Origin of the sequence: Candidatus Paralachnospira sp. LCP21S3_A2 (genome assembly GCF_052118925.1) — a bacterium.
Classification (GTDB): Bacteria; Bacillota; Clostridia; order Lachnospirales; family Lachnospiraceae; genus Lientehia.
Map to the genome: position 1 here is coordinate 20872 of NZ_JBQKGG010000002.1, position 24575 is coordinate 45446.

Sequence of the window (24575 nt, forward strand, 5' to 3'; positions counted from 1 at the left end):
CTGTCATCCGTTCACGGATTCTCTTCCATCTCCATATACTAGACCAACGGATTCCGGAGGTTTTTCATGAAAAAGCTTACCCGTACACCTCTTTTATGCTTCATTCTTCTCTTGTTCTTCTGCTCAGTTCTCCCTGGCTGCGGCAAGCAAAAAACCAATGATACCATAACACCTGTCACCCTCAGTGAAGTAGCTCACTCTATTTTCTATGCTCCCCAGTATGTTGCCATCGAAAAAGGGTATTTTAAAGACGAAGGCATTGACCTTACACTGGTCAACAGCGCCGGTGCCGACAAAGTCATGACGGCTCTGATCTCCGGCGATGCCCAGATCGGATTCATGGGTTCAGAAGCCAGTATTTATGTTTATGCGGAAGGCAGCAAAGATTATGCCGTCAACTTCGCCCAGCTCACCCAGCGTGCCGGGAATTTTCTGGTCAGCCGGAATTCCGATCCGGATTTTCAGTGGGAAGATCTGAAGGGAACCACGGTTCTCGGCGGCCGCGCAGGCGGAATGCCGGAAATGATTTTTGAATATATCCTGAAACAGCATGGCATTGATCCCAGAACCGATGTGACCATCGACCAGAGCATCGATTTCGGTCTGACAGCTGCCGCATTCATGGAGGGTGATGCCGATTATACCGTGGAATTCGAGCCATTTGCAACCAAGGTGGAACTGGAAGGAGCCGGAACGGTTGTTGCCTCTCTCGGCGTGGATTCCGGTTACGTCCCCTACACCGCTTACTGTGCCCGTGAAAGCTACCTGAAAGAAAATCCAAAGCTGATCCAGGGCTTCACCAACGCGATCCAGAAAGGTCTCGACTATGTAAACAGTCATACCGCAGAAGAAATCGCTGCCGTGATCAAACCGCAGTTTTCCGAAACCGAAACATCCACCATCACTGCCATCGTGGAGCGTTATCTCTCTCAGGATACCTGGAAAACCGACCTGATCTTCCAGAAAGAAAGCTTTACGCTTTTACAGGAAATTCTGATGGATGCCGGTGAACTGGAAGAACCGGTTCCCTACGAGGATCTTGTCACCACCGAATACGCCAGAAAAGCGGTTCAAAAATAGCATCGAAAAGGCCAGAGGACTGCCTGCCGCAGTTCCTCCGGCCTTTTCTGAGTTTCCCGAAAAACCTTCTTCCGTTTTCCCACTCTTTTGTCTTTTTCCATCGTTTTCCGCCGAATCATTGACAGGCTCCCGCTTCCTGTTTATGATAGCTTTAACTTGTCCGGCAGGATGCCAGTGCCAAAACCAGTTCTCTCGGATACATTTCTTCCGTCCTAAACCGGTAATTCGGCAGATGCTTTCTCAGCAGCGCCGCACCTCCGCATTTAAAAAATACATCCCGGATCGTCCGAAGATTTCTCTCCAGATTTTCCAGTGTCATGCCGCATGCCTCCGCCGCCGGACGATATACCAGCTTTCTCATCTCTACCACTCTGGACTCATCCTCCCATACCTTCTCCACACAGGTCATCAGACACGCATACCCTTTGTACCCTTTCAGAAAATACAATTCTCTCTCCATCTCTTCTCGATTCATCTTGTCCCCGCCCCTTTCTTCTGTTGTTATAAGTGCTACTTATAATGTACTATTTAAATGAGAGAATTGCAAGTATTTCTATTGAATTATTTTTCATTTTTTCTACTGATAGTAGGATTATATCCACTAACGTTGTGTTCAAAATCGTTTAATTTTTTTCTAAAATAATAGAGTAACTAAAGTTCTTACGGAACTGAAATTTTCTCACAAACCGGCAGCTATGAAGGGGTGTTTCGATTGTCTCAGGCCAAATCACCAAAACAGCAGAACTCCGATTTCTATCGGACCCTCTCCCTCAATCTCCGTTATTTCCGGCATAAGAGGCAGCTCACCCAGGAGCAGCTTGCTGCCCGCGCGGAAATTTCGGCAAAATATGTTTCCCTGATCGAGTCCTCCTCCTTTACCAATCCTCCGACACTGGAGGTTTTATTTGATCTGGCCGCATCTCTTGAGGTAGAACCCTTTCAGCTCTTCAAGCCGCTCTGAAAAAATTTCTTTCGATTGTAAAACCTCTTTTTTATAAAATTTCATTTCGGCTTTTCTTTTCTCATCACAGCATCCAGTAGATTTCATTCCAATAATCTTATATCTGTTCCATATTCTATTTTTATATTCCTTTGATTTTACAATCTACCCGTTGATTTTAACCGCTAAAAATGAACAATAAGACAGCAGGAAACTGAACATAAACACATTCTCGAATCACACTCATAAGAACCCGTTATTTTCAATCCCTGCTGTCTCAGACTTTCACATATTCCAGTTGCTTTTTAGCATTTCACACCGTTTCAAAACATGAAAGCTTCTTGATTCTGCCTATTTCTCCTTCCGCCAACGATATGGTTCAATCGTCCGATACCGCATATCGTCCGGATTTCCACTGTCAGAAGCTTTTCCGAACCAGTATGTTGTCGTCAGTTCTTCTTCCCATGTGGTCTTCCCCAATTATTCGGTTCAATTATCCGATATTCCATATCTTCCTGATTTCCCAGCAGGCTGACCCACTCACTGCATAATACCGACCGGTCAGCCGGCAGCTGAATCAAAAATTCCGTTTCGATTTTATTCCGTACACATTCCTGCTTTTTCGATTCGATCAGATACTGAACCGCCAATTCCCGTCTGTCTGGCGGTTTCTCCGAACCCACTTTCTGATCCTGCAGCCGATCCAGGCATTTCATCAGTTCGCCAAACGCCTCTGTCTGGTCTGTGTGTTTTATATTTTTCAGCTTTATTCCCGACTTCTGAATCATTTCTTCAAGATATGCGTTTCCATCTTCCGGACTCATACGGGAAGCAACCTGTAAATGATTTGCCATATCATGATAAAAATAACGCCGTTTTCTTTTTGTATTCATAGACTCTCTCCCACTCTTAGCAGTATACAATAGATTACATTTCCCGCCATTTTTAATAGCATATTTGGTAGTTTTTCCTGCATATTCGGGGATTTTTTTTCTTATTTTATTTTTATTCTATTCTAAATGTACTATATTTAAACATGATTTTCAACCAAAGGATCCTCTTTGTCCCGGAACACTGTTTTCGGCTTTCTATAATCAATTTCCACTTATATAAAAATCGCCGCAGTGCACTAACACTACGGCGATTTGATAACGATTCTTCCATCCTTCAATTTTTATTTACAGGTTCTATTCTCTATGCCGGTCTTTGTCCCTGAAGTACCCCATTTTCATCAAACAGGTATTCCACTCCGTCAATGGTTACCTGTCCCACAGCCGCCTCATACGTCTCCGGATCAAAATACATGGTCCAGTCTCCCAGTCTGCACCAGCCGCTCATCAGCGAACCATCCGGCTGGAACCAGTAGATCTTTCCGTTGATGACCTCCGTTCTGGACTTCAGGATCTCTACCCCGTTTTCATCAAACAGATAGGCGTTTCCATCGATCTTTACAATTCCGACTGCGGCTTCATACGTCTCCGGATCAAAATACATCTGCCAGTCTGCCAGACGCAGCCAGCCCGACTGGGCAATTCCGCTTCCATTGACAAAGTACTTCTTTCCATCGATCAGCGGAGTCTGATTCTGCATAAGCACGCCGTTTTCATCAAACACATAGGGAACTCCGTCGATCACCGTTAATCCTCTTGCTCCCACATAAGTTTCCGGATCATAATACATGGTCCAGTCTCCCAGTCTGCACCAGCCGCTCATCAGCGATCCGTCCGGCTGGAACCAGTATTTCTTACCATCGATCACCTCTGTTCGTGACCGTAAGATCTCGACTCCGTTCTTGTCAAACAGATTCGCCTTGTCTCCGATCTTTGCAACCCCGGTTTTTGCCGCATAGGTCTCCGGATCAAAGTACATCTGCCAGTCTGCCAGACGCAGCCAGCCCGACTGGGCAATGCCATTGGCATCCACATAATATTTATTGCCTCCGATCACCGGCGTAGCGCTCCGGATCAGTTCTCCGTTGGAATCATACACATACGGAACACCGTTTTCCATAACAAGCTTTGCATCACGGCCCGGAATCAGGACAGACATCGGCCCCGCCAACAGCGTGTCATTTCCGCCTTTTGTATTAACTGCATAAACCGTCACCATCTGCATTCCCGTCTCTTCTATGGGAATCTTTTCGGAGATTCCATGCCATACGGTGCTGCCTGGATATGCCTGATTGACATCGTCCCGCTGTGCATTGGCCGTAATCTCATAACAATGTTCTCCCACATAGACACGGATCAGAAGCTGTTCGGACAGATCATCTTCATCCAGCGCCCATCCCTGGAGATAAAGATCTCCGCTGTCCACCCATACATTTTCCAGATATCCCACAGGATCATAGGAGGCCGTTGTAAAGCCTCCGTAGGGGCTGTAATAACGGTTGCTGCCAAATTCACACCAGAACTGATACGTATAGGATGTTCCGGAATTAAGCACTGCCCCAAGTTCCTCATTCAGATCATACCAGTTCGGCAGATAGGAACCATAGCTGCTCACTGCCTCATCGGCCTGTGCCACCAGCGTACCAGAAGCATCCCATACAAATGCACCTGCCCTGGTAAATGCCACATCGGCGCTTGCCGTAACCGTTCCCACAATCTTTGCATTCCGGCACTGAACCGCCTCCACAGCCAGATTCCACTGAACTGTCACTTCTGCCGGTGCGGTAAATCCGGGACGGATCACGCCCCAGTAGGGAAGTCCCATATTGTTATAAGCCCGGTTGGTGATCTTTGTCACATACTGCTTTCCGCCATAATTCTGATGGTACGTCACATAATCCGATTCGTAGATTGCCACATGTCCATAAGGATTGGAACTGCTTCCCAGATAAACAAGAATATCACCCTTCTGCGGCTGTGCCCCCTGTATCCTGGTCCAGCCGGACGGAAGCGCGTTGGTGGCATAATCCCGTCCGTTTCCCCGTACCGGCGTCACGCCAAGATAGTTATAATATGCCTTGATAAAGTCAACGCACTGTGCGCCGTATGCACCGTCATAATCAATAGAATTTCCCACCTGGCTCTGTACCCATGCCATCGCTTCGTCGGCAGACGCCGCTTCCACTGTTTTTCCTCCATACGGAAGCAGTGTCATGATCACCAGGATCAGAAGCAGTGCTGTCAAAATCTTTTTTCTCATGTATTCTCTCCTGCTGTTCCTTCTGTTTTTCTGTCTGTTTGACCTGCTCCGCCGGTTTCTATATGGATCAGACGGATTCTCTTCAAACACCATATTTTATTATTATAAAATACCGGTCAGGGATTGTCAACGCGGCACCCCGGATAAAAATACCCTAAAATCTCCTGATACCCATAACCGCTTCCGGCCAGCGCACTGGCCGCTGTCTGACTCATGCCAACGCCATGGCCATAGCCGCCGCCGTGGATCCGATAACCGGCAAGGGTTTCTCCTTCCCGGATCTCTTCCAGATAAATCGTTGCACTGGGAAGAATCGCTCTTCCGTCAGCAGTGCTGCCGTCCCGCTTTTCATAAACCAGATCCGTGTTTCCGAGAAGCTGTCGGACTGTTCCGGGCCGCAAAATCTCCATGGTACCTTCATCGCCCTCAATTCGCAATCGATTCACATAGCCGCTCCCGCTCCGTTCCAGAACAGTGATCTGCCGAATCGAACCAAGTGTCTCCGGAAGCGCCTCTGATTTCTTTTCTGATCCCATTTTTGTTTCCGATCCTGTTTTTGTTTCCATTTCCGCCCCTGTTTTTGTTTCTGTTTCAGGATCCGTTCCATCTGTCCCAACGGAAATCAGTTCTCTGTGTTCTTTTGCGTATCCGGTCAAAAATTGATCTACCATAGTCTTTAACTGATCAGCCGTCACCATGGTCTGCCACCGGTACCAGGGAGCATGGTATTCCAGATTCTGCTCATCGGACTGATCCAAAAATGTACGAAAGACCTCTTCCCGGGACAGATCCGGTATCTCTTCCGCCTCCCGCTCCATGTACAGGCTTTTCAGATAAGGCGCCTGTTCTTCAGCTCCGCCCCAGATCTGAATGTCATTCCCGAATCCACAGGAGGTCGCATAATAATACGCAGTGATCAGATTCCCTTCATAAGTAAGGACCTGTCCTTCCGTCTCAGCCACCGACTGTCTGGTCAGTTCATCTGTTTCCGTATTGTTGTATACCTGAAAGGCTGTGGTATCATCTACATCGGCATGATACCCCGTGTATACACTGCCCTCCAGCTGTCGTCGGGCATAGCTTCTGGCACAGACTGCCTGAGCCTTCAATGCCTCCAGCCCATAACTCTCCGGCATTTCACTGGGTACTACATAGCAAAGATACGTTTCCAAATCCACCTCATTGATAATCAGAATTCCTTCTTCCTGGAGCGCAAGCTCCACGCTCCCTTCATACCAGGGCTGGCCGTATTTTCTGGAGAAACTGGTGAATCCGATTTTTCCGCCTGCATCCGGCTCTATCCGAATTGCTCCAACCTCTGTTCCTGCCTCTGCCCCGGATCGGAACCGTTCGTCCTCCCGGCCGATTTCCACCGTTTCTCCTGCCGGATGTCGTTCACTTTTTTCTCCGTAATAGATTGTAAAATCCCGGTCGCAGGTAAATCCAGCCGTTTCATGGAAAATCTCGCCCTTTTTGTAATCCGTCAGCAAAACCCGGATTGCCTCCGATGCCGCTTCACTCCGCCCGATCAGTGCCGCGCAGATTTTCCCCTCTGCCGCCACAAACTCCGTCTGATCGGAACCGACCGGAAGTTCTTCCGGTGACAGCTCCCGAACGGTATCAAAAATCTCATAAACATGAAAGGATTCCGCCAGCGGAACGCTTCCATATCCCTCAATCTCCAATGCAGAGTCCGATACCGCCTGAAGGGTTCCCCGAATCCGCTCTTTTTTCAGAAAAATCGTCCGTATGGCTCCTTCCTCCAAAGTCAGATCCGCCACAGAGCTTTGACACGCTTCCCTGGCGTTTGTTACCGGAAATTTTCGGCTGATTCCATATAATTCCACCCACAGCTCTCCATTTTCCGTCTTTTCAAGCCATACATTTTGATAAGTTACTGTTTCCGAAACGGTTTCTTCTACGGAAAAAAGCTCATCTCCCACAACTCTTGCCCGGATCAGCCTGTCCTCCAGACCGGACAAGGTAAGACCGCAGAACCGGAACCTCCCCTGATCGGTGCAGACCTCCCAGGCTCCTGCGTCCTCCGTCTGGTTGGAGGTTCCAAGGACCAACAGCTCCTTTTCCTGAAGCCTTCCAGCTGTGTCATAAACAGCAGCCAGCTGATCCAGGAACGATTGCCACTGCACCTTAGTAACTCCATCCAACGGATCATTACTCATATCTTCCTTTTCCTGTGAAACCAGTGTCTCTTCTGAATTCAATTCCGTTTGCATCTCCGTCCCACTCCCGGAAACGGTATCCTCCTGCTCAGGCAGCAGTTTTTCCTTCATGTTCAGCAATTTCTCTACGGTCATCCACTTTCCCAATTCCGTTCTGTCAGGTCTGATCTCCTCCGGATCCCAAATTCCGGCTTCGTATAAATAAGATACGTACGGAACATACCAGCTGTCCCGTTCTTCCACGGAAAACCGGCTCTGATCCGCCGCCTGAATATCATCCTTTTCTGCAAGAACCAGTGCAGTCTGCCTGGCCGCAAGCGCCAGAGAAATTTCTCCTTTGGTATGTACTTTACTGCGGATAAAAATAAGATAGCCGACAAGCGACAGTCCTGCCAGCATCAAGACAAGTATCACCTTTCCATAACGGGATATCCGGTTTCGTTTCTTTTTCATCCATACCTCCCGCTGCCGATTTGATTTTCAGACAACCAAGAATGTGCTTTGAGACATTCTCGCGGAACATTTTTGTTTCATAGGACGCACGTTCTTATGAAACATAAAAGGCAGCATATTATTAAAATAATATGCTGCCCTTTTCTTTCGTATTCACCCAAAGTGCCGTTTCCTGCATTTTTGATACCTAGCCCTCGCTAGGTGGGAAACCGCAAATGAACTCTCAGTTTTCCTCTCAACAACGCCGAAGCAGATAAATGTTTCCATTTACCGGAGGCCTTACATCAATCCATCGATGGTAGGAATCCCTTTTTATAATTGTAGGATCAAACACATACAGGATTCTCGAACACCTCAGGTTGAATACCTTACCTGAGCCCTATTATATACCAGATGAAACGCTGTGGCAAGGGTAAAATTTTAATATCTTAAAAGCAGACCACGGTAAAATTTTACAGCAGACTCCAGCGCATCACAGGGTATTTTTTCATTGACCTGATGTGCCGCACCCCAGCGGTCATCACGGTAAAAACCTGTATGGCGGAATACATTGTCACAGATCTCGCTGTAGAACCGGGAATCGGTTCCTCCGGCCAGAAGACCGGGAATTACCAGAACATGCTCCCCATAATTGGCCTTCGCGATCTCCTCGATCAGCTTATAGGGACGGCCATCCACACTGCTTGCCGGCTCCGGATCCTCTCCCATGATTTTCCGCACCTGAACATCTTCGGGGATAATGCTCTTAAAATGATTCAGAAGATCCTCTGTGGTATCACCCTGGAGCACACGGCAATTGACGATCACGCTGGCATGCTCCGGAAGGATGTTGGACTGCTGGCTTCCGGACGCCATAGTAACGGCACAGGTGGTATGAAGCAGGGAATCCAGCTTCTTATCCTCTTTTGCCAGCGCACAGAGCTCTTCCCAGTGTCCTCTGGGATCTGCGTAAATCTCTGCCATTTTTCCGGTCATGCAGCGGGCCGTTGCCTTTAACTGATTTTCCACAATGTCTGTTAAACGGTAAGGGAATGGATTCGCCTCGATGGCTACTACTGCTTTGGCAACCGAACCGAGAGCTGTTCCCCGTCCTGGTTCCATGGAATGACCGCCGGCACAGTCCTTATAGATCTCATAATCATGATATGCTTTCTCGCCAAGCTCCACGCGGCATACATATCCGTCATAGCCCATGGCGTGACCGTCACTGATTCCGTTTCCTTCATCAAACACACAGCCAAGCTTTACGCCCTGGTCCTTCAGGTAAGCCACGATCTCCCTGGCACTCTTCACCGGTGCCTGAACCTCTTCGTTGTAGCCATATGCAAGGTAAATGTCATAATCCGGCTCAAACCCTTCCGCAATCAGCGCTTCCACGGTTTCCATCTCCGCCAGGATCACCTGCTTGCAGTCGGTACTTCCGCGCCCCCAAAGGCAGCCGTCTACGATCTCGCCCCCGTAAGGATCATGCTCCCATTTCGCATGGTCTCCCTCAGGAACCACATCCTGGTGTGCCATCAGAAGAACCGGAAGCTTATCGGATTTCTTTCCGGTCCACTTATAGAGCAGACCTGCTTTTCCGATGATCTTACGTTCCATGACCCGATGGATATTAGGGAAGATTTCTTCCAGATAATTATGAAACCTTTCAAACTGGGAAAAATCTATCTTGGAATCATCTGCATTGGAGAGTGTCGGGATCTGCACCATGCCCTGCAAATGCTTTACATACATCTCGTTCATGTTCCTTCTCCTTTTTTCTTCATTATAACACAGAATCCTACAAATTCCAGTTACACAAACAGGCGGCCGCTGGGGCCGCCTGTACTGTACAGACTTATTCAGCCACTTTCCACTTCCAGGTGCACCATTCAAGCTGGCATGCATTGTCATAATCAACGCCTGTCACTCTCTTGTTGTTTGCCTGAAGGTTATTGGAAGAATACAGGTAGCATACCGGTGAATCATCGAGCAGATGCTGCCATACAGCTGTGAAAGCTTCCTCCTGCTCTGTCAGATCCAGAATTGCATTTGCGCCTGCAAACAGCTCGGAATAAGAATAATCCTGAATACAAGGGAAATTCTGCTGTGTGCCAAGTCCCAGCCAGCCTGTAGGCTCTGTAGGATCAATGCCGCCTGCGGAACCACACATACCAAGATCATACTCACCATCACGCATCATCTGCATCAGCGTAGCAAAATCATACTGTGTAATGTTGGTCTTGACACCGATGGCTTCCAGATCCTGCTGGATCAGAACCGTGGACTGGATACGGACTTCATTGCCGACCGGAACGATCAGCTCCAGAGTCTGGCTGAAATCAAAGCCGTTTGCCTCCAGCTGTGCCTTTGCCTTCTCCGGATCGTAAGCAGGCAGGTTCAGCTTGGACGTATCTACGAAAGGATGCTCATCGCTGAACGGAGCGTAGAGAACAGTTCCTTCACCCTCCAGCAGGTTGTCAACGATTGCCTGGCGGTTGATTGCCATGTTCAGGGCATTTCTGCACTCAGCATTGGGAATCTTATCGCTGGTGGTGTTGATGATCATTGCCTGGTAAGCAAAGTTGGGGGTGGAGACAGTTTCCAGATTCTCCTCTTCCTGTGCTGCCGGCCAGTCGGACAGCGGCAGAGTTGCAACACCTGCACCTGCTATTACATCAATCTCATCACTCATCAGACCGGAAAGCAGCTGGCTTCCTTCTACCACACGGATCACCAGACGGTCAACATCGGGAGTTCCGAGGAAATACTCCGGATTCTTTACCAGTTCTACACGCTCACCATCGATGGAGCTGTCATAACGGTAAGGACCGGAACCAACCAGGCTGTCTTTCCAGATCTGTGCATCGTTTAATTCCGATGCGGTATACTTGCTGTAAACATGCTCCGGTACCACATAGAAGTAACGGTTCATCATGGTCAGGAAAGGAAGCTCATTCATGGCCTGCTTGAAGGTCAGCTTAACTGTATAATCGTCAATCTTCTCCCAGCCAAGCTCTGCTTCGTTTTCACAAACACCGCCGTTGTTGGTTCCTTTTACGTACTTCATCTGGTCTCTCTTTACAGAGTTGAACTCCGGATTGGTATCCAGCTTTGCACTGTAGATAACATCATCTGCCGTTACCGCTTCTCCATCACTGAACTTTGCATTCTTGTTCAGATGAATGGTCATATAGGTATGATCCTCAGAGACTTCATAGCTTTCTGCCAGACGGGGCTCTACGGTGCCGTCCTTATGAGTTACCCAGAGACGGTCATAAAGCTGGTCAGAAATAATATCGGTGTAGTTTCCGGAATCAAAGTAGGGGCACCAGCTTGCCCATGCGCTGCTGATTGCTACGGTGACGGTCTTTTCTCCGGTCGCGCTGCTGTCTGCTGCTTTGGTTCCGTCTGCTGCCTTTGTGCCGTCGGAGCTTCCGCTTCCGCCACAGGCTGCCATGCCGAGAACCATCACACCGGCAAGGATCGCTGCCAGAAAACGTGTCGTTTTTCTCATCGTGTTGTTCCTCCATTGATAATATTATATATTTGTATTAACCGGCAGAGCCGGACAATACCCTACTCATACAGATGGCATGCCACCTGATGTCCGCCGCCCATATCCTTCAGGACAGGCGCCTCTTCTTTGCACCTGGCTGTGCAGTGTTCACATCTGGTATGGAACCGGCAGCCGGTCGGCGGATTATAAGGACTCGGAAGGTCTCCCTCAAGAATCTTCGGTGCTGCTTTTCTGGACGGATCCGGAAGAGGGATCGCGGAAAGCAGTGCCTTTGTATACGGATGAAGCGGATTCTTGTAAAGCTCATCTTTTGAAGTAATCTCCACAATACCGCCCAGATACATAACTGCAACCCGGTCACTGATATGCTTTACCACGCTCAGGTCATGGGAAATAAACAGGAAGGTCAGGCCAAAGCGCTCCTGAAGCTGATTCATCAGGTTCAGAACAGACGCACGAACAGAAACATCCAGCGCAGATACCGGCTCATCACAGACCACAAACTCCGGATTGGAGATCAGAGCTCTGGCAATGCCAACACGCTGTCTCTGCCCGCCGGAAAATTCATGAGGATATCGCATCATATGCTGTTCTCCCATGCCGACGATCTCCAGCATCTCCTTTACCTTCTCCACACGTTCTTCCCGGGTTCCGATCTTGAATACATCCAGAGGTGCACGGACTAATTCCAGAATATTCATTCTGGGATTTAAGCAGGAATAAGGATCCTGAAAGATCATCTGCATGCGCTTTCTCATCTGGCGCATATCCTCATTGCTCAGCTTCCCAATATCCTGACCGTCAAAAATCACCTGTCCGGAGGTCGCCGGTATCAGGCGCAGGATCGTCCGTCCCAGAGTCGATTTTCCACAGCCAGATTCACCTACCAGTCCAAGGGTCTCACCCCTTTTAATATTCAGTGTAATTCCATTTACCGCATTAACATAAGTACTTTTATTTTTAAAAATACTCTTGGAGGCAACGAACTGCTTTTTCAGGTCTTTTACTTCAACTAAATACTCGCTCATGCTTCGCTCTCCTCCTTTAAAGTTTTTCCATCATAATTCCAGCAGCGCACCTGGCAGTCTCCGTATTTCTCCAGTGCAGGTTCCTCTGCCTTACATTTTTCTGTCGCGTAAGGACATCTGGGCCAGAACTTGCAGCCGGCCGGCATATCATACTGGTTCGGTACCGTCCCCTCGATGGTAAAGAGCGTATCCACCCGTTCGTCCAGTCTGGGAATGGACTTGAGCAGGCCTCTGGTATACGGGTGCTTCGGATTTGCAAATACCTCCTGAGCACTTCCATATTCCACCACTCTTCCGGCATACATGATCATGATCGCATCTGCCATGGAAGCAACCACACCCATATCATGGGTGATCAGCATGATCGCGGAACCGGTCTCATCTCTCAGATCCCTCATAAGCTTCAGGATCTGCGCCTGGATCGTAACATCCAGCGCGGTGGTCGGCTCGTCAGCGATCAGAAGCTTGGGATTGCACATCAGCGCCATGGCAATCATGACTCTCTGCTTCATACCGCCGGAAAGCTGATGGGGATACTCCTTCAGTCTCTTCTCCGGGGAAGGAATTCCGACCTTGATCATCATTTCCAGCGCCAGCTTCTTCGCCTCTGCCTTGGAAACGTTCTGATGAGCCTGAACCGTCTCCATCAGCTGCTTCTCAATGGTCATAACCGGATTCAGCGATGTCATGGGATCCTGGAAGATCATGGCAATATCCTTGCCGCGGACCTGGCACATTTCCTTTTTGCTGAACTCTGCCAGATTCTTTCCTTCAAAATTGATCTCACTGCCCTCCTCGATCTTGGCATAGTCAATCAGAAGGTTCAAAATCGAAAGGGAAGTGACACTCTTTCCACAGCCGGATTCCCCGACGATACCGAGAATCTCACCCGGTTTGATCTGGAAATCCACGCCGTCAACTGCGGGCACAACACCCTTTCTTGTATAAAAATAGGTTCTTAAATTCTTTACTTCCAATAAAGGCTTCTGTTCCTGCATGGCTGTCTCCTCCTATATCTTCATCTTCGGGTCAAGGGCATCACGGAGTCCGTCGCCGAAGAAGTTGATGCTTAAGACAGTGATCACCAGACAAATTCCCGGCGGTACCCAGGTCCAGGGCTGCTTGGAAAGAACAACGATGGACTGTGCATCATACATCAGGTTGCCCCAGGAAGCGGTCGGCGGCTGAACACCCATACCTAAGAAGCTTAACGATGCCTCCATTAAGATTGAAGAAGCCGTCCGGAAGGTCATGGCGATCAGACAGGGGGCAAAGGAATTTGGCAGAATATACTTGGTAATGATCTGCCAGTTCTTTGTACCAATCGCTTTCGCAGACTCCACATACTCTTTCTCACGGACCGAAAGCACACGGCCATGAATCAGTCTCGCGAACTGAGTCCAGCCTAGGATGCCGAGAACAACGGTAATAGAAGCTACGGAAGGTCCGATCACCGCTACCAGAACCAGAATCAGCATCATGGCCGGGAAGGACATAAAGATATCGGCCAGTCTCATGATCACCGTTTCCACCCAGCCTCTGTAATAGCCCGCCAGCAGTCCAAGAGGAACACCGATTGCCATGGAAACTACCGTGGATAACAGACCTACCACCAGAGAGATCCGTCCGCCGTATACCAGACGTGCAAAAATATCACGGCCGGTCCGGTCTGTTCCCAGCCAGTGCTCCGCACTGGGCTTCTGATTGAAACCGCCCTTGGAAAACGATGTATAGGGATCAAGCTTTAAAATCGGCGGAAGAACGATGACTAAAATGATCAGAAGAATGATCAGTGCAAGTCCAATAACAGCAAGCTTATGTGCCATAAAACGTTCCATCACGTCGTGCATGTAAGAGCTTTTCTTTTTTTTCTTGTTTTCGCTGCTCACCTGTATCTCCTCCTTCTTTTATTTATAGCTGATTCTGGGATCCAGCAGACCGTATACCAGGTCTGTGATCAGGTTTCCGATCAGTACAACCAAAGCTATAAATACGGTGATTCCCATGATACAGGGATAATCTCTCGCATTGATGGACTGAACCATCAGTGTACCGATTCCGGGCCAGCTGAAGATCTGCTCAGTTACTACAGCGCCGCCCACGATAAAGGGCAGGTTCATGCCGATGGTAGTAACAACCGGGATCAGAGCATTTCTGAGACCGTGCTTTAAGATAACCCGCTTCTCCTTCAGGCCCTTTTCTCTTGCAGTCCGGATATAATCCTCCTGAAGAACCTCAAGCATACTGCCGCGGACCTGACGGATCAGGTTACCGATCTGCTGGAACGCAAGCACGACAATCGGAAGAATCATATGCCTCAGAAGATCTGCAAAGGTTTTCACTCCACCGGAAGAATACATACCGCTGGTAGGAAGTACTTTTAGCTTGACACCGAAGAAGTACACCAGCAGAAGGCCGACAAAGAAATTGGGAGCGGCCGCTGCCAGGAAGGAAAATCCGGAGGCAATGTAATCCCATGCAGAATAAGGCTTTACTGCTGCTCCAACCCCCATGGGAATCGCCAGAAGTATCGATACCACAACCGATGTAATGGTGATCAGAAGCGTCGGTCCCATACGATTTAAGATCATTTGGAGCACCGGCTCCGAGGTTCGATAGGACACTCCGAAATTACCCTGGAGCATTCGGGCAAACCAGTGGAAATACTGGATAATCACCGGCTGGTCAAGACCATACTGATGACGCAGGCGTTCCACATCTGCCGCGCTGACCTGTGCGTTTCCTATGATCATGTCGATGGGATCACCGGGAGCCATCGATGACAGAACATAGGCAAGGATTGTAATACCAATGAAGGTCGGGATAATGATCAGGATTCTTTTCCCTATGTACTTCAGTTTCATAAACTTCCTCCTTTTCCCTTTGCTTCCTTTGAGCCCGGTACTTTCACACTTGAACGTGCCAACAGATTGTTTTAAAAAAAATAAAAAGGCTGACAGTAATCAATCAATCAGGGCCTATTTATCCATAGTCATCTGCTTTATTGAATTTTAGTTCCGTTTCATCCGCATTACTAAATTTCTTCCTGATGATGCCGACGTGTGCTCAAAATGATTTCTATAGTTATATCAGTTTTCACAGAAAAAGTCAAGTTTTCAACGATTTCTTTTGTATTTTATCAAATACTCTGTTCTTTCATTCCTTATTTCGAATATCTGACCGAGTTTTATTGCATTTTAGATAAATTCCCATATTCTGCAAAATCCGGTCCGAAGCTTTCCGGCAACAGCTCCTCCAACGTCATCATCCGATATTCGCCGGACTGTTTCGCCAGGATCACCTGAAATTCTTCCGGATTCACAAATTCCCGGAGCACCTGGCGGCAGATCCCGCAGGGCGGGCAGAATCCTTCCGCTCTGCCCGCGTTTCCTCCCATAATCAGGATCGCATAAAACTCTCTCTTTCCTTCGCTCACCGCCTTGGAAACTGCGGTACGCTCCGCACAGATTCCAGCCGGATAGGAGGCATTCTCCACATTGCAGCCGGTATAGACAGTTCCGTCTTTACATAACAACGCTGCCGCCACATGAAATCCGGAATACGGCGCATAAGCCAGCGGCAAGATCTGCTCCGCCATGCTGATCAGAGACTGCACGGTCTCCGGATCTGTCCCGACTTTCAGCGCTGCTTCCGAAATTGTACATTCTTTTCTCATGGACCCATTTGCCTCCCGTAACTGTTTTTCTTTCCAGTCGTCTGAATCAGGCATTTGCCTCGGCTTTCATAATTTTTACAAGGCGGCTGGTTCCCAGACGGCTGGCTCCCAGCTCCACAAACTTCTCCGCATCATCAAAGGAGCTGATTCCGCCGGCCGCCTTGATTTTTACATCCGGACCGATATGCTTTGCAAACAGCTCTACATCTTCAAACGTTGCACCTGCTTTGGAAAAACCGGTAGAAGTCTTGATGAAATCAGCCTTTGCCTCTGTTACAGCCTTGCATAACGCGATCTTCTCTTCTTCCGTCAGGAGACAGGTCTCAACAATCACTTTTAAAATTTTATTACCGCAAGCCGCTTTCAAGGTCCGGATCTCATCCGTCACCTTTTCAAAATTTCCGTCCCGCACATCGCCCAGGTTCACCACCATGTCGATCTCATCCGCACCCTCTTTCAGTGCTTCCTTTGTTTCAAATTCCTTTACCGCAGTTGTATTGTAACCGTTCGGGAAACCGATCACTGTGCAGACTGCCATCTTATCTCCCACGTATTCCTTTACCCGCTTTACATAAGAAGGCGGAATGCAGACCGATGCTGTTCCATAGGTGATAGCATCATCGCAGATCACCTTGATCTCCTCCCAGGTTGCAGTCTGTGCCAGCAGTGTATGATCCACCAGTTTTAAAATCCCATTTCTATCCATATCATTCTCCTTTTCCCCGCGCAGTCCCGTTTTCTTTCCGGCGGCTTGTTTGTTCTCTGTCCGAGAAGCATCAGTTCTACTATATCATATTTGCTTCGAAAGGTACAGTATTTTCCATTAACTAATCTGATTAGTGATCATCATAGAAGTCTCCGTGCCCTGCAGCAGCGCAGCAAGCGATGTCATTTTGATTTCTGTCCTCTTAAAACTGTTCGGTCGCATACTTCCGCATCCATTTGGGAAACAGATTTCTCTGACAGTCCGGATTTTTCCGCTGTTCAATGGCAATGGAATCAACAAACGTCTGCCATAAGCCGGTATAACCATCCGGCTCTGCATATCGTTCTCGAAATGCTTCCGCCTCATCGGTCGAAAGGCTTGCCGCCCACCACTGCTCCATCCGCCGGTGAAGCACGGCTTCCCCATGGCTTTCATCAAAGATCATCCAGTTTTCTCCGGAAAACCGGTCCGCAAAATGCGGAGCCAGAAGCGTCGCCACCCGGCACTTTGGCGCGATCCTGGCAAACAGGCTTCCGTTAGAGAGCTGTCCAAACCGGATAAATTCCCGAAACTGATGGGCTTCATGAGTTGTCTTTCTGGACAATTCAAATACTCTGGCCACCTCAGGTTCCTGCAGGCAATCCGTTATGCCGCATCCTGTCTGAAATCCCCGGATCAGAAACCGGTATGCCGCATCCGCCCGGTCTTCCGCATAAGAAAGCGCCGTCAGACATAGCCAGCGATAAGCCAGCGGTGAAATCTTCCCTCTTACCGATCTTGCCACCTTTTCTGCCTTTTTACTGTCCGGTTCAACTTTTAAATAATCGAAAAACAGCTCTGGTTCATACTCTCCCTCCAGAAACAGCTTCTTATGATCCGCCTTCTCCCGATCCGCCCAGATATCATAGATTCCGGTAAAGACGCCATCCAACGTCGGTTCACACAAAAATCCTTTCATAAAACACTCCCTTCTCCGTCCATACCGCCGTTCTTTCCAGAAGATTTTTCTGAATTCTTTTTCCTCATTGATACCGCTTTTAATTTCAAATTTCCCCCCATGCGGCCTTCTGTATATCCTCAAAAAGAGGGGAGACCGTCAGATGCATATCATCAAACAGATTCATCTGCCGGAAGCTTTCCCGGTGTTCCAGCTCCCAGTTCTTTTTCCGGCTGTCGCTGATCAGCCCCGTTGTGATCCGGTTTTCTTCCAGTTCCAGAGGAAACATCTGTTTTCCGCCGCAGAGGATAAAATAATGAGCCCTCTTCAGCACCACACCGAGACGCTTCAGATCCGGAAAATCCAGGCTTCCCATTCGCCTTGCCGTCAAAATCCGCCTGGCAGATTTGACACCGATTCCCGGGACACGTAAAAGTGTCTCATAATCCGCCCGCATGATCTCCACGGGGAAATGCTCCAGATGGCGGACTGCCCAGTCACACTTCGGATCGAGAAACACGTTAAAATTCGGACGTTCCTCCGTCAAAAGCTCTTCTGCCCGAAACCCGTAAAACCGCAGCAGCCAGTCCGCCTGATACAGCCGGTGCTCCCGTAAAAGCGGAGGCTTTTCCCCCGGATCGGGCAAAAGCGGATCTTCATTGATCCCGACATAGGCCGAATAAAAGACCCGCTTCAGATCATAATTCCGATACAGAGCCTGAGCCGTCCGGAGCATATGATAATCCGTTTCCGGCGTTGCTCCCACGATGATCTGGGTACTCTGTCCCGCAGGTGCAAAAGCCCCGTTGCTCTCCCAGCCTCCGCCAAACACCGGCAGGGGCTTTCCGGGATTTCCGGACAGCACTCCGCTTTCTCCCGATCCAGCAGTTCCCGGCATAATTTCAGATTCTCCGGTATTGTTTACCGAATCACTCCGTTCAAACAGACGCTCCCGATTTTTAAAGATTCCCGCCACAAACCGGTCGGTTCCATACGCCCGTTCCAGAAGCGGACTCTTGCCCTGCGAAAGTCTGGCCTCCATAATTCCGTCCCGAATCCGTTTCATGGGCGTCAGAATCGTACTGCGGCTCTTATGCGGTGCCAGCCTATGAAGGCTTTCCGCCGTTGGAAGCTCCAGATTGATGCTCATTCGGTCGGCCAGTCTTCCCACTGCATCCAGAAGAACCTCATCGGCTCCCGGAATGGCTTTCACATGGATATATCCCCGGAACCGGTACTGGTTCCGCAGCCGGTACAATACCTGATACATCTGCTCCATAGTATCGTTCGGCGACCGCTGTACTCCCGAGCTTAAAAACAGCCCCTCAATATAATTTCTCCGGTAAAACTCCATAGTCAGGCGACAAATCTCCTCCGGCGCAAATGCAGCCCGTTCCACATCATTGGAACGCCGGTTGATGCAATACTTACAGTCATAAATACAATGATTTGTCAGAAGGATCTTCAGCAAGGAGATACATCGGCCGTCCGCTGCAAAGCTGTGACAAATCCCCTCCGCTGTCGAATTTCCCAGATCTCCTTTTTTCCCTCTCCGGTCTACTCCGCTGGACGTACATGCGACATCGTATTTCGCCGCATCCGCCAGAATTCTAAGTTTTTCCTTCAGTTCCATGCCACGCTCCGCCAGTTCCATATCCGTCCTCCACTGTCTGCCCTTTATGTCGAATATATGTTCGATATAAGAATACCACATGCGATCAGGATTTGCAAGCCCAATTAGAACATTTGTTCTTTTAATGATAATAAAAAACCGCTGCATCTCTGCAGCGGTCTCTCTTCGATTCCAATTATTCAGCTACACTGACAATCTTCTTCTTATTGTAGGTTCCACAAGCCTTGCAGACTCTGTGAGGCATTGTTAAAGCACCGCAGTTGCTGCACTTTACTAAATTCACTTCACCCATCTTCCAGTTTGCTCTGTGGCTGTCTCTTCTAGCTTTGGAATGTTTGTTTTTAGGACAGATAGACATGGTTACACACCTCCTTATCCGGTAAATTTCTTTTCATGCACTACTGATTCGCGTTTCTGAAAATATCACGGATCACCGCCATCCTGGGGTCAAGCTCCGTGACATCGCAGCCGCAAGTCCCATGATTGAGATTTGCACCACATCTATTACAGATTCCCTTGCAGTCAGACCTGCAAAGGACCTTCATAGGCATATGCACGAACAGCTCGTCGCGGACCAACGCATCCACATCCAGGGTATATCCATCAATATACGCCTGTTCTTCCGGCTCCTCCTCTTCTTTCTCCTCGTTCAGATCAACCATCCGGCTTACCTGATAGGATAAAGGAACACGAACTTCTTCGAGGCAGCGATCACAGGGTATCAGCAGCGTAAACGCTGCATCCGCCTCGATCAGCAGTTTCTTATCGCCGGTATTTGTCACCCGAACCTCAACAGGTTTCGGATCCACCACCGGATAACTGTCGACGCCGGTTTTCAGTACTGTAAAACCAAGCTCTGCCGTATAATGCTTCGTTTCCTGTTCGTGTGACAGGGAGTCTGATAAATGAATGTGCATAGTATTCTCCTAATACACACCTGTCCTATTATACACAGATGTGTCCAATTTGTCAATAAATATATGACTTTTTATTTTACAAAAGCGGTATTCCCATGAAATAGAAATAAATGAAATGCCTCAGAGCCGTATCAGGCCCTGAAGCACTCCGTTTTCTATCTTCCCGATTCTTACTGAGCCTGTGCCTGAACTGCAGTGATCGCAACAACACCAACGATATCGGAAGCGCTGCAGCCTCTGGACAGATCGTTTACAGGAGCTGCAATGCCCTGGGTCATAGGACCGTAAGCTTCTGCCTTTGCAAGTCTCTGAACCAGCTTGTAGCCAATGTTTCCTGCATCAAGGTCAGGGAAGATCAGAACGTTTGCCTGTCCGGCAACATCACTTCCGGGAGCCTTGGAAGCACCTACGCTGGGAACGATGGCTGCATCAAGCTGCATCTCGCCGTCCAGCTTTAATTCCGGATAGTTTTCCTTTGCGATTCTGGTCGCTTCTACAACCTTATCGACATCTGCATGCTTTGCACTGCCCTTTGTGGAATGGGAAAGCATTGCAACCTTGGGCTCTTTTCCTACCAACAGCTTAAAGGACTCTGCGGAGGAGCCTGCGATAGCAGCCAGCTCATCCGGTGTCGGGTTCTGGTTCAGGCCACAGTCGGAGAATACAAAGGTTCCTTCTTCACCGAACTCACAGTCCGGAACTACCATTAAGAAGAATGCGGAAACCAGCTTGGTTCCGGGCTTTGTCTTCACGATCTGAAGGCAGGGACGAAGCGTATTTGCGGTGGAGTGGCATGCACCGGATACAAGACCGTCTGCATGTCCTGCCTTGATCATCAGGCAGCCGTAATAGCAGTAATCGTTGAAGATGGTCTCTTTTGCCTTTTCGGGAGTCATTCCCTTATTTTTACGAAGCTCTACGAACAGATCAATGTACTCCTGAGTCTTCTCATAGGTATGAGGATCAATGATCGTTGCCTTGGAGATATCCAGACCCTTGCTGTTCTCGGCAACCTCTTCGGGGGTACCGATGATGATCAGGTTTGCGAAATCCTCTTCCAGGATCTGAGCTGCTGCCTCGTAGGTTCTTCTGTCCATGGACTCAGGCAGGATAATGGTCTTCTTGTCCTGCTTGGCCTTTGCTTTAATGGTGTCAATGAATGCCATGATGTTTGGCTCCTTTCGTAAAAAATCAAAATTTATCTAATATCATATTATACCGTATCCTCTTCGTATTAACAAGAGATATTCCCAATTTTCTTTTTGTTCTTTTCTGAATTGGCGCTTGTTATTTTCCGGTCTCCGTCTTAAAATAAAGATAATTTCAGATGCTGTTTTTGCCTGTCCTGCCGCAGAGCTGAAACTGATCGTTACCCCGTGGAAAGGAGCTGATTCCATGAAAACAGTCGGACTTATCACTGAATATAATCCGCTTCACAATGGCCATGTCCGTCATATCCGTATGGCAAAGGAGCGCTCCGGCGCTGATTATGTCATTACCGTCATGAGCGGCCACTATGTCCAGCGGGGGGAACCTGCCTGCATGGACAAGTATCTCCGGACCGAAGCCGCCCTGAAAGCCGGTGTGGATCTCGTTCTGGAGCTTCCTGTTCTCTATGCCGCAGGAAGCGCCGAATATTTTGCTGCCGGAGCCGTCACTCTTTTAGACCGGCTGGGTATTGTGGATACCTTATGCTTCGGAAGTGAAAGCAATGACCTGGAAGCCATGAGCACTCTGGCCCATGTGCTGGCCTCCGAACCGGAGCCCTTTTCCCGGAAGCTCCGGGAGCTGCTTTCCGGCGGCATGAGCTTTCCGGCCGCCAGGAGCGTTGCCCTGCATGCGTATCTGGACATGATCCATACTCCGATTCCGAAGGAAGCCTTAAACAGCCTTCTTTCCACTCCAAACAACATTCTCGGGATCGAATACCTCAAGGTTCTGTTCCGCCGTCATTCTGCGATCCGTCCGGATACGATCCGCCGCACCGGAGATTACCGCTCAGAGGTTCTCACTCCGCCCTACTGCTCGGCCTCTGCCCTCCGCCGGATCCTGGAAACAGAGCACTCACGCTGCGCCCCTGTGTCCGCCCAGACCTTTAAGGTCTTACGTTCCTGCGTTCCGAGGGATTCCTATATGCTCCTGGCAGAAGCCTTTCAGACCAGGCTTCCCGTGGTTCTCGATGACTTTTCTTCGTTTCTGCTCTATAAGCTTCTGGCAGTACGAAACGGCTCCATGACTGAATATCTGGATCTCTCACCGGAGCTGGAAACCAGGATCCGTGCATCCCTTACGGGCATGACCTCCTTCTCCGGCCTTATTGATGCGGTAAAATGCCGCCAGTATACCAGAACCAGGATCAGCCGGGCGCTTCTCCATCTTCTTCTGGAAATCCGTGTTTCCGATCTGGAGCGTTACCGGGAAGCCGATTATATTCCCTATGCCCGTGTTCTCGGATTCCGAAAAAGTGCCGAACCGCTTCTTCGCCAGATCAAGTCGCATGCTTCGATTCCGCTGCTCACCAAGCTGGCAAACGCCGAAAAGCAGCTTTCTCCTGCAGGGCAGTTCATGCTGGACCAGGAGATCTTTGCTTCCGATCTTTATCAGGCCGCCGTCCAGCTAAAATTTGGAACACCCATGCGCAATGAGTACACCCAGGGACTTGTGATCCTAAAATAAGGACAGGCGTTAATTCGCCTGTCCTATTTCATCTGATTTTCGAAACATCATCGGAATCTCTGCCTCTGCATGTGTCGGTGAAAAGTCTCTGGTATAATTTTTGCGATACTCAGTCGGTGAAATCCCCACATTCTTTTTAAAGAGAGAGCTGAAATACAACGGATTATCATAGCCGATCTGCTTTGCCACCTCTGCGACCGCATACTTGGTATTGGTCAGCAGATAACGGGCAATCTCTAACCGCTTCTTGATCAGATAGTCAATGGGAGACATTCCCATATCCTTCTTAAACTGGTGGCTGATATAGGACTTGCTGATAAAGGATGCTTCTGACAGCGTATCCAGATTGATTGCCTGATGATAGTTTTTATCAATATAATCCTTTATAATATGACTGTAGCTTTTTGCCTCCGCTTTATCCTTTTCCATCAGAATATTTAACTGATAGATCCGAAGGATCTGGGTTGCGATCACATTTCCCAGTGCTGACACGACCGGCATATAAACGGTTTCCGGCCGGGAGGTTTCCCGGATCAGCTCCTGAAAATAAAACTCCAGCTGATTCTTATACGGTCCCGCGGAAAACACCGGATATTCCTCCGGCATCAACGTATTATAAGCAAACGGCGGATAACAGAAATCGATCATTCCGATAAAATAAAACTCAAAATTCTCTTCATTGCAGTTCCCGGACGAATTTGATATGTAAGGATTAAATAAAGCAATATCTCCCGCCTCCATCCGATACTCTTTTCCGTCAATCGTAACGCTGCCCCTTCCGTCGACACAGAAAAGGACCTCCGCACACTCATGAAAATGAGACGGACATTTCCAGTTTTTTTCTCTGCGAAGATGTCCGGTATAGGTTACCGTCGGTCCGATGCTGCAGGACGAATTCTCCGTACCTTCAAAAATATTTTTTTCAAATGCCATGCTCTATCCCCATCCCTTTCATTTTTCACCCTGTTTCATCCACTAATCATATCACTCTTTTTCTTTTTTGTCAATTTTTGCTAAAATAGTTCTTGTTACAGCCTTATCTTTCGACGCTTTTTTCATTTCATAAAAAACTCTTTCCTGTAAAACAAAAGGCGGACATATACCCAAGCCCTGTTTTTCACAGAGCTGGGAATATGCCCGCCTTCGTGGGTAGTATAACCTGTTTCTATTCGGTTTTAGCTTCTTTTAATCCGTCTTATTTTTTTCTTGTGAAGCAAAGATCACAGCAGTCATCACCCTCTGCAATCTTCTTGCTCAGAGAGAACTCACAGTTCATATCTCTTGCAAACTGTCTGTCACCCTCCATTGCGATATCGCAGAACAGTGCACAGTCCTCATCAGAGAATCCGAGCTCTCTCCATGCGGTAAGCAGAGGACAGTAATGCATTTCTACATGAACCTTATCCTCGCTGATCTCAACAACCTTGTTCTCGAAGGAAACAGGTTCTGCAACAAACAGATCGCCAAATTCCTTCATGCTCATGGGATCCTTCATATGATCCTTGAAGTTTGCGTTCGACTGGAAGCATCCGCAGCGGTTGATTGCCGCACGGCCAACCTTTTCCATATCTCCGCCTGCTTTTCTTACTTCATCTAAAAGCAGTGCCATCCAGATCGCACGATGACCGATGCAGTAACGCTTTGCTTCGATCAGAGGATCTCCTGTATGAATCGGTTTGTTTTCATTGTACTTTGCCATA

At 48.6% G+C, this 24575-nt stretch carries 22 protein-coding genes and 1 other RNA gene; 3 read left to right on the forward strand and 20 right to left on the reverse strand.

Going from position 1 to position 24575, the window contains the following annotated elements; translation table 11 throughout:
* Positions 1 to 66 precede the first annotated feature (66 nt).
* Entirely contained in the window at positions 67 to 1080 is a 1014-nt protein-coding gene (locus ACTQ3K_RS02010; protein ID WP_441565263.1) for an ABC transporter substrate-binding protein, read from the forward strand.
* Positions 1081 to 1231: 151 nt separating this feature from the next.
* Here the strand turns inward: ACTQ3K_RS02010 and ACTQ3K_RS02015 are convergent, their stop codons facing one another.
* Positions 1232 to 1555: a sporulation initiation factor Spo0A C-terminal domain-containing protein gene (locus ACTQ3K_RS02015; RefSeq protein WP_441565265.1), complete on the reverse strand. Its 324-nt coding sequence runs from the start codon at positions 1553 to 1555 to the stop codon at positions 1232 to 1234.
* 228 nt (positions 1556 to 1783) lie between these two features.
* Between ACTQ3K_RS02015 and ACTQ3K_RS02020 the strand changes: the two genes are divergently transcribed.
* Positions 1784 to 2041, forward strand: coding sequence for a helix-turn-helix domain-containing protein (locus ACTQ3K_RS02020; protein ID WP_441565267.1), 258 nt, complete (start codon positions 1784 to 1786; stop codon positions 2039 to 2041).
* Positions 2042 to 2469: 428 nt separating this feature from the next.
* On the opposite strand, the gene ACTQ3K_RS02025 is transcribed toward ACTQ3K_RS02020, so the two are convergent.
* The 17 genes from ACTQ3K_RS02025 to pta form a co-directional block, all read right to left on the reverse strand.
* Complete coding sequence (locus ACTQ3K_RS02025) at positions 2470 to 2913, reverse strand: hypothetical protein (protein ID WP_441565269.1); 444 nt, start codon at positions 2911 to 2913, stop codon at positions 2470 to 2472.
* Positions 2914 to 3214: 301 nt separating this feature from the next.
* Positions 3215 to 5170, reverse strand: coding sequence for a CHAP domain-containing protein (locus tag ACTQ3K_RS02030; protein WP_441565271.1), 1956 nt, complete (start codon positions 5168 to 5170; stop codon positions 3215 to 3217).
* Between the two features lie 116 nt (positions 5171 to 5286).
* Positions 5287 to 7803, reverse strand: a complete 2517-nt coding sequence (locus tag ACTQ3K_RS02035) for a SpoIID/LytB domain-containing protein (RefSeq protein ID WP_441565273.1) — start codon at positions 7801 to 7803, stop codon at positions 5287 to 5289.
* A gap of 150 nt (positions 7804 to 7953) precedes the next feature.
* Positions 7954 to 8167, reverse strand: a non-coding RNA gene (gene ssrS, locus ACTQ3K_RS02040) — 6S RNA.
* A 56-nt stretch (positions 8168 to 8223) separates the two neighbouring features.
* A complete protein-coding gene (locus tag ACTQ3K_RS02045; RefSeq protein WP_441565275.1) occupies positions 8224 to 9546 on the reverse strand; it encodes a M20/M25/M40 family metallo-hydrolase in 1323 nt (440 codons plus the stop codon).
* A gap of 94 nt (positions 9547 to 9640) precedes the next feature.
* On the reverse strand, positions 9641 to 11299 hold the full coding sequence (locus ACTQ3K_RS02050) for an ABC transporter substrate-binding protein (protein ID WP_441565277.1): 1659 nt from the start codon (positions 11297 to 11299) through the stop codon (positions 9641 to 9643).
* A gap of 62 nt (positions 11300 to 11361) precedes the next feature.
* Positions 11362 to 12330 carry an ABC transporter ATP-binding protein gene (locus ACTQ3K_RS02055; protein ID WP_441565279.1) on the reverse strand — a complete coding sequence of 323 codons (969 nt, stop codon included), beginning with the start codon at positions 12328 to 12330 and terminating at the stop codon, positions 11362 to 11364.
* Positions 12327 to 13328, reverse strand: a complete 1002-nt coding sequence (locus tag ACTQ3K_RS02060) for an ABC transporter ATP-binding protein (protein WP_441565281.1) — start codon at positions 13326 to 13328, stop codon at positions 12327 to 12329. Before ACTQ3K_RS02060 ends, ACTQ3K_RS02055 begins: the two co-directional genes overlap by 4 nt.
* A gap of 12 nt (positions 13329 to 13340) precedes the next feature.
* Positions 13341 to 14180: an oligopeptide ABC transporter permease gene (gene opp4C / locus ACTQ3K_RS02065; protein ID WP_441565755.1), complete on the reverse strand. Its 840-nt coding sequence runs from the start codon at positions 14178 to 14180 to the stop codon at positions 13341 to 13343.
* A 57-nt stretch (positions 14181 to 14237) separates the two neighbouring features.
* Positions 14238 to 15194 carry an ABC transporter permease gene (locus ACTQ3K_RS02070; RefSeq protein WP_441565283.1) on the reverse strand — a complete coding sequence of 319 codons (957 nt, stop codon included), beginning with the start codon at positions 15192 to 15194 and terminating at the stop codon, positions 14238 to 14240.
* A gap of 323 nt (positions 15195 to 15517) precedes the next feature.
* Entirely contained in the window at positions 15518 to 16006 is a 489-nt protein-coding gene (gene cdd, locus ACTQ3K_RS02075; RefSeq protein WP_441565285.1) for a cytidine deaminase, read from the reverse strand.
* Positions 16007 to 16052: 46 nt separating this feature from the next.
* Positions 16053 to 16712, reverse strand: a complete 660-nt coding sequence (deoC, locus tag ACTQ3K_RS02080; protein WP_441565287.1) for a deoxyribose-phosphate aldolase — start codon at positions 16710 to 16712, stop codon at positions 16053 to 16055.
* Between the two features lie 202 nt (positions 16713 to 16914).
* Entirely contained in the window at positions 16915 to 17670 is a 756-nt protein-coding gene (locus ACTQ3K_RS02085) for a TIGR03915 family putative DNA repair protein (protein WP_441565289.1), read from the reverse strand.
* 85 nt (positions 17671 to 17755) lie between these two features.
* The gene (locus ACTQ3K_RS02090) at positions 17756 to 19303 is read right to left on the reverse strand and encodes a putative DNA modification/repair radical SAM protein (RefSeq protein WP_441565291.1); all 1548 of its coding nucleotides are present in this window, start codon (positions 19301 to 19303) and stop codon (positions 17756 to 17758) included.
* Between the two features lie 154 nt (positions 19304 to 19457).
* Entirely contained in the window at positions 19458 to 19640 is a 183-nt protein-coding gene (gene rpmF, locus ACTQ3K_RS02095) for a 50S ribosomal protein L32 (RefSeq protein WP_441565293.1), read from the reverse strand.
* Positions 19641 to 19680: 40 nt separating this feature from the next.
* Positions 19681 to 20199, reverse strand: coding sequence for a YceD family protein (locus ACTQ3K_RS02100; RefSeq protein ID WP_441565295.1), 519 nt, complete (start codon positions 20197 to 20199; stop codon positions 19681 to 19683).
* A gap of 170 nt (positions 20200 to 20369) precedes the next feature.
* A complete protein-coding gene (gene pta / locus ACTQ3K_RS02105) occupies positions 20370 to 21365 on the reverse strand; it encodes a phosphate acetyltransferase (RefSeq protein WP_441565297.1) in 996 nt (331 codons plus the stop codon).
* 229 nt (positions 21366 to 21594) lie between these two features.
* Here pta and ACTQ3K_RS02110 point away from each other — a divergent pair, with 229 nt between their 5' ends.
* Entirely contained in the window at positions 21595 to 22875 is a 1281-nt protein-coding gene (locus ACTQ3K_RS02110; RefSeq protein WP_441565299.1) for a tRNA(Met) cytidine acetate ligase, read from the forward strand.
* 9 nt (positions 22876 to 22884) lie between these two features.
* Here ACTQ3K_RS02110 and ACTQ3K_RS02115 read toward each other — a convergent pair whose 3' ends face one another.
* Together ACTQ3K_RS02115 and ACTQ3K_RS02120 are read right to left on the reverse strand one after the other, a co-directional pair.
* On the reverse strand, positions 22885 to 23808 hold the full coding sequence (locus ACTQ3K_RS02115) for an AraC family transcriptional regulator (RefSeq protein ID WP_441565301.1): 924 nt from the start codon (positions 23806 to 23808) through the stop codon (positions 22885 to 22887).
* Between the two features lie 262 nt (positions 23809 to 24070).
* Entirely contained in the window at positions 24071 to 24574 is a 504-nt protein-coding gene (locus ACTQ3K_RS02120) for an L-2-amino-thiazoline-4-carboxylic acid hydrolase (RefSeq protein WP_441565303.1), read from the reverse strand.
* Between the last annotated feature and the right edge of the window lies 1 nt (position 24575).

Bases quoted from the DNA above. Each gene is read 5' to 3' on its own strand.
- ACTQ3K_RS02030 (WP_441565271.1), bottom strand. From the start codon at position 5,170: ATGAGAAAAAAGATTTTGACAGCACTGCTTCTGATCCTGGTGATCATG.
- ACTQ3K_RS02055 (WP_441565279.1), bottom strand. From the start codon at position 12,330: ATGAGCGAGTATTTAGTTGAAGTAAAAGACCTGAAAAAGCAGTTCGTT.
- ACTQ3K_RS02100 (WP_441565295.1), bottom strand. From the start codon at position 20,199: ATGCACATTCATTTATCAGACTCCCTGTCACACGAACAGGAAACGAAG.
- ACTQ3K_RS02060 (WP_441565281.1), bottom strand. From the start codon at position 13,328: ATGCAGGAACAGAAGCCTTTATTGGAAGTAAAGAATTTAAGAACCTAT.
- rpmF (WP_441565293.1), bottom strand. From the start codon at position 19,640: ATGTCTATCTGTCCTAAAAACAAACATTCCAAAGCTAGAAGAGACAGC.
- ACTQ3K_RS02015 (WP_441565265.1), bottom strand. From the start codon at position 1,555: ATGAATCGAGAAGAGATGGAGAGAGAATTGTATTTTCTGAAAGGGTAC.
- ACTQ3K_RS02070 (WP_441565283.1), bottom strand. From the start codon at position 15,194: ATGAAACTGAAGTACATAGGGAAAAGAATCCTGATCATTATCCCGACC.
- ACTQ3K_RS02045 (WP_441565275.1), bottom strand. From the start codon at position 9,546: ATGAACGAGATGTATGTAAAGCATTTGCAGGGCATGGTGCAGATCCCG.
- ACTQ3K_RS02050 (WP_441565277.1), bottom strand. From the start codon at position 11,299: ATGAGAAAAACGACACGTTTTCTGGCAGCGATCCTTGCCGGTGTGATG.
- ACTQ3K_RS02035 (WP_441565273.1), bottom strand. From the start codon at position 7,803: ATGAAAAAGAAACGAAACCGGATATCCCGTTATGGAAAGGTGATACTT.
- deoC (WP_441565287.1), bottom strand. From the start codon at position 16,712: ATGGATAGAAATGGGATTTTAAAACTGGTGGATCATACACTGCTGGCA.
- cdd (WP_441565285.1), bottom strand. From the start codon at position 16,006: ATGAGAAAAGAATGTACAATTTCGGAAGCAGCGCTGAAAGTCGGGACA.
- ACTQ3K_RS02010 (WP_441565263.1), top strand. From the start codon at position 67: ATGAAAAAGCTTACCCGTACACCTCTTTTATGCTTCATTCTTCTCTTG.
- ACTQ3K_RS02085 (WP_441565289.1), bottom strand. From the start codon at position 17,670: ATGAAAGGATTTTTGTGTGAACCGACGTTGGATGGCGTCTTTACCGGA.
- ACTQ3K_RS02025 (WP_441565269.1), bottom strand. From the start codon at position 2,913: ATGAATACAAAAAGAAAACGGCGTTATTTTTATCATGATATGGCAAAT.
- pta (WP_441565297.1), bottom strand. From the start codon at position 21,365: ATGGCATTCATTGACACCATTAAAGCAAAGGCCAAGCAGGACAAGAAG.
- ACTQ3K_RS02120 (WP_441565303.1), bottom strand. From the start codon at position 24,574: ATGGCAAAGTACAATGAAAACAAACCGATTCATACAGGAGATCCTCTG.
- ACTQ3K_RS02110 (WP_441565299.1), top strand. From the start codon at position 21,595: ATGAAAACAGTCGGACTTATCACTGAATATAATCCGCTTCACAATGGC.
- ACTQ3K_RS02090 (WP_441565291.1), bottom strand. From the start codon at position 19,303: ATGGAACTGGCGGAGCGTGGCATGGAACTGAAGGAAAAACTTAGAATT.
- opp4C (WP_441565755.1), bottom strand. From the start codon at position 14,180: ATGCACGACGTGATGGAACGTTTTATGGCACATAAGCTTGCTGTTATT.
- ACTQ3K_RS02115 (WP_441565301.1), bottom strand. From the start codon at position 23,808: ATGGCATTTGAAAAAAATATTTTTGAAGGTACGGAGAATTCGTCCTGC.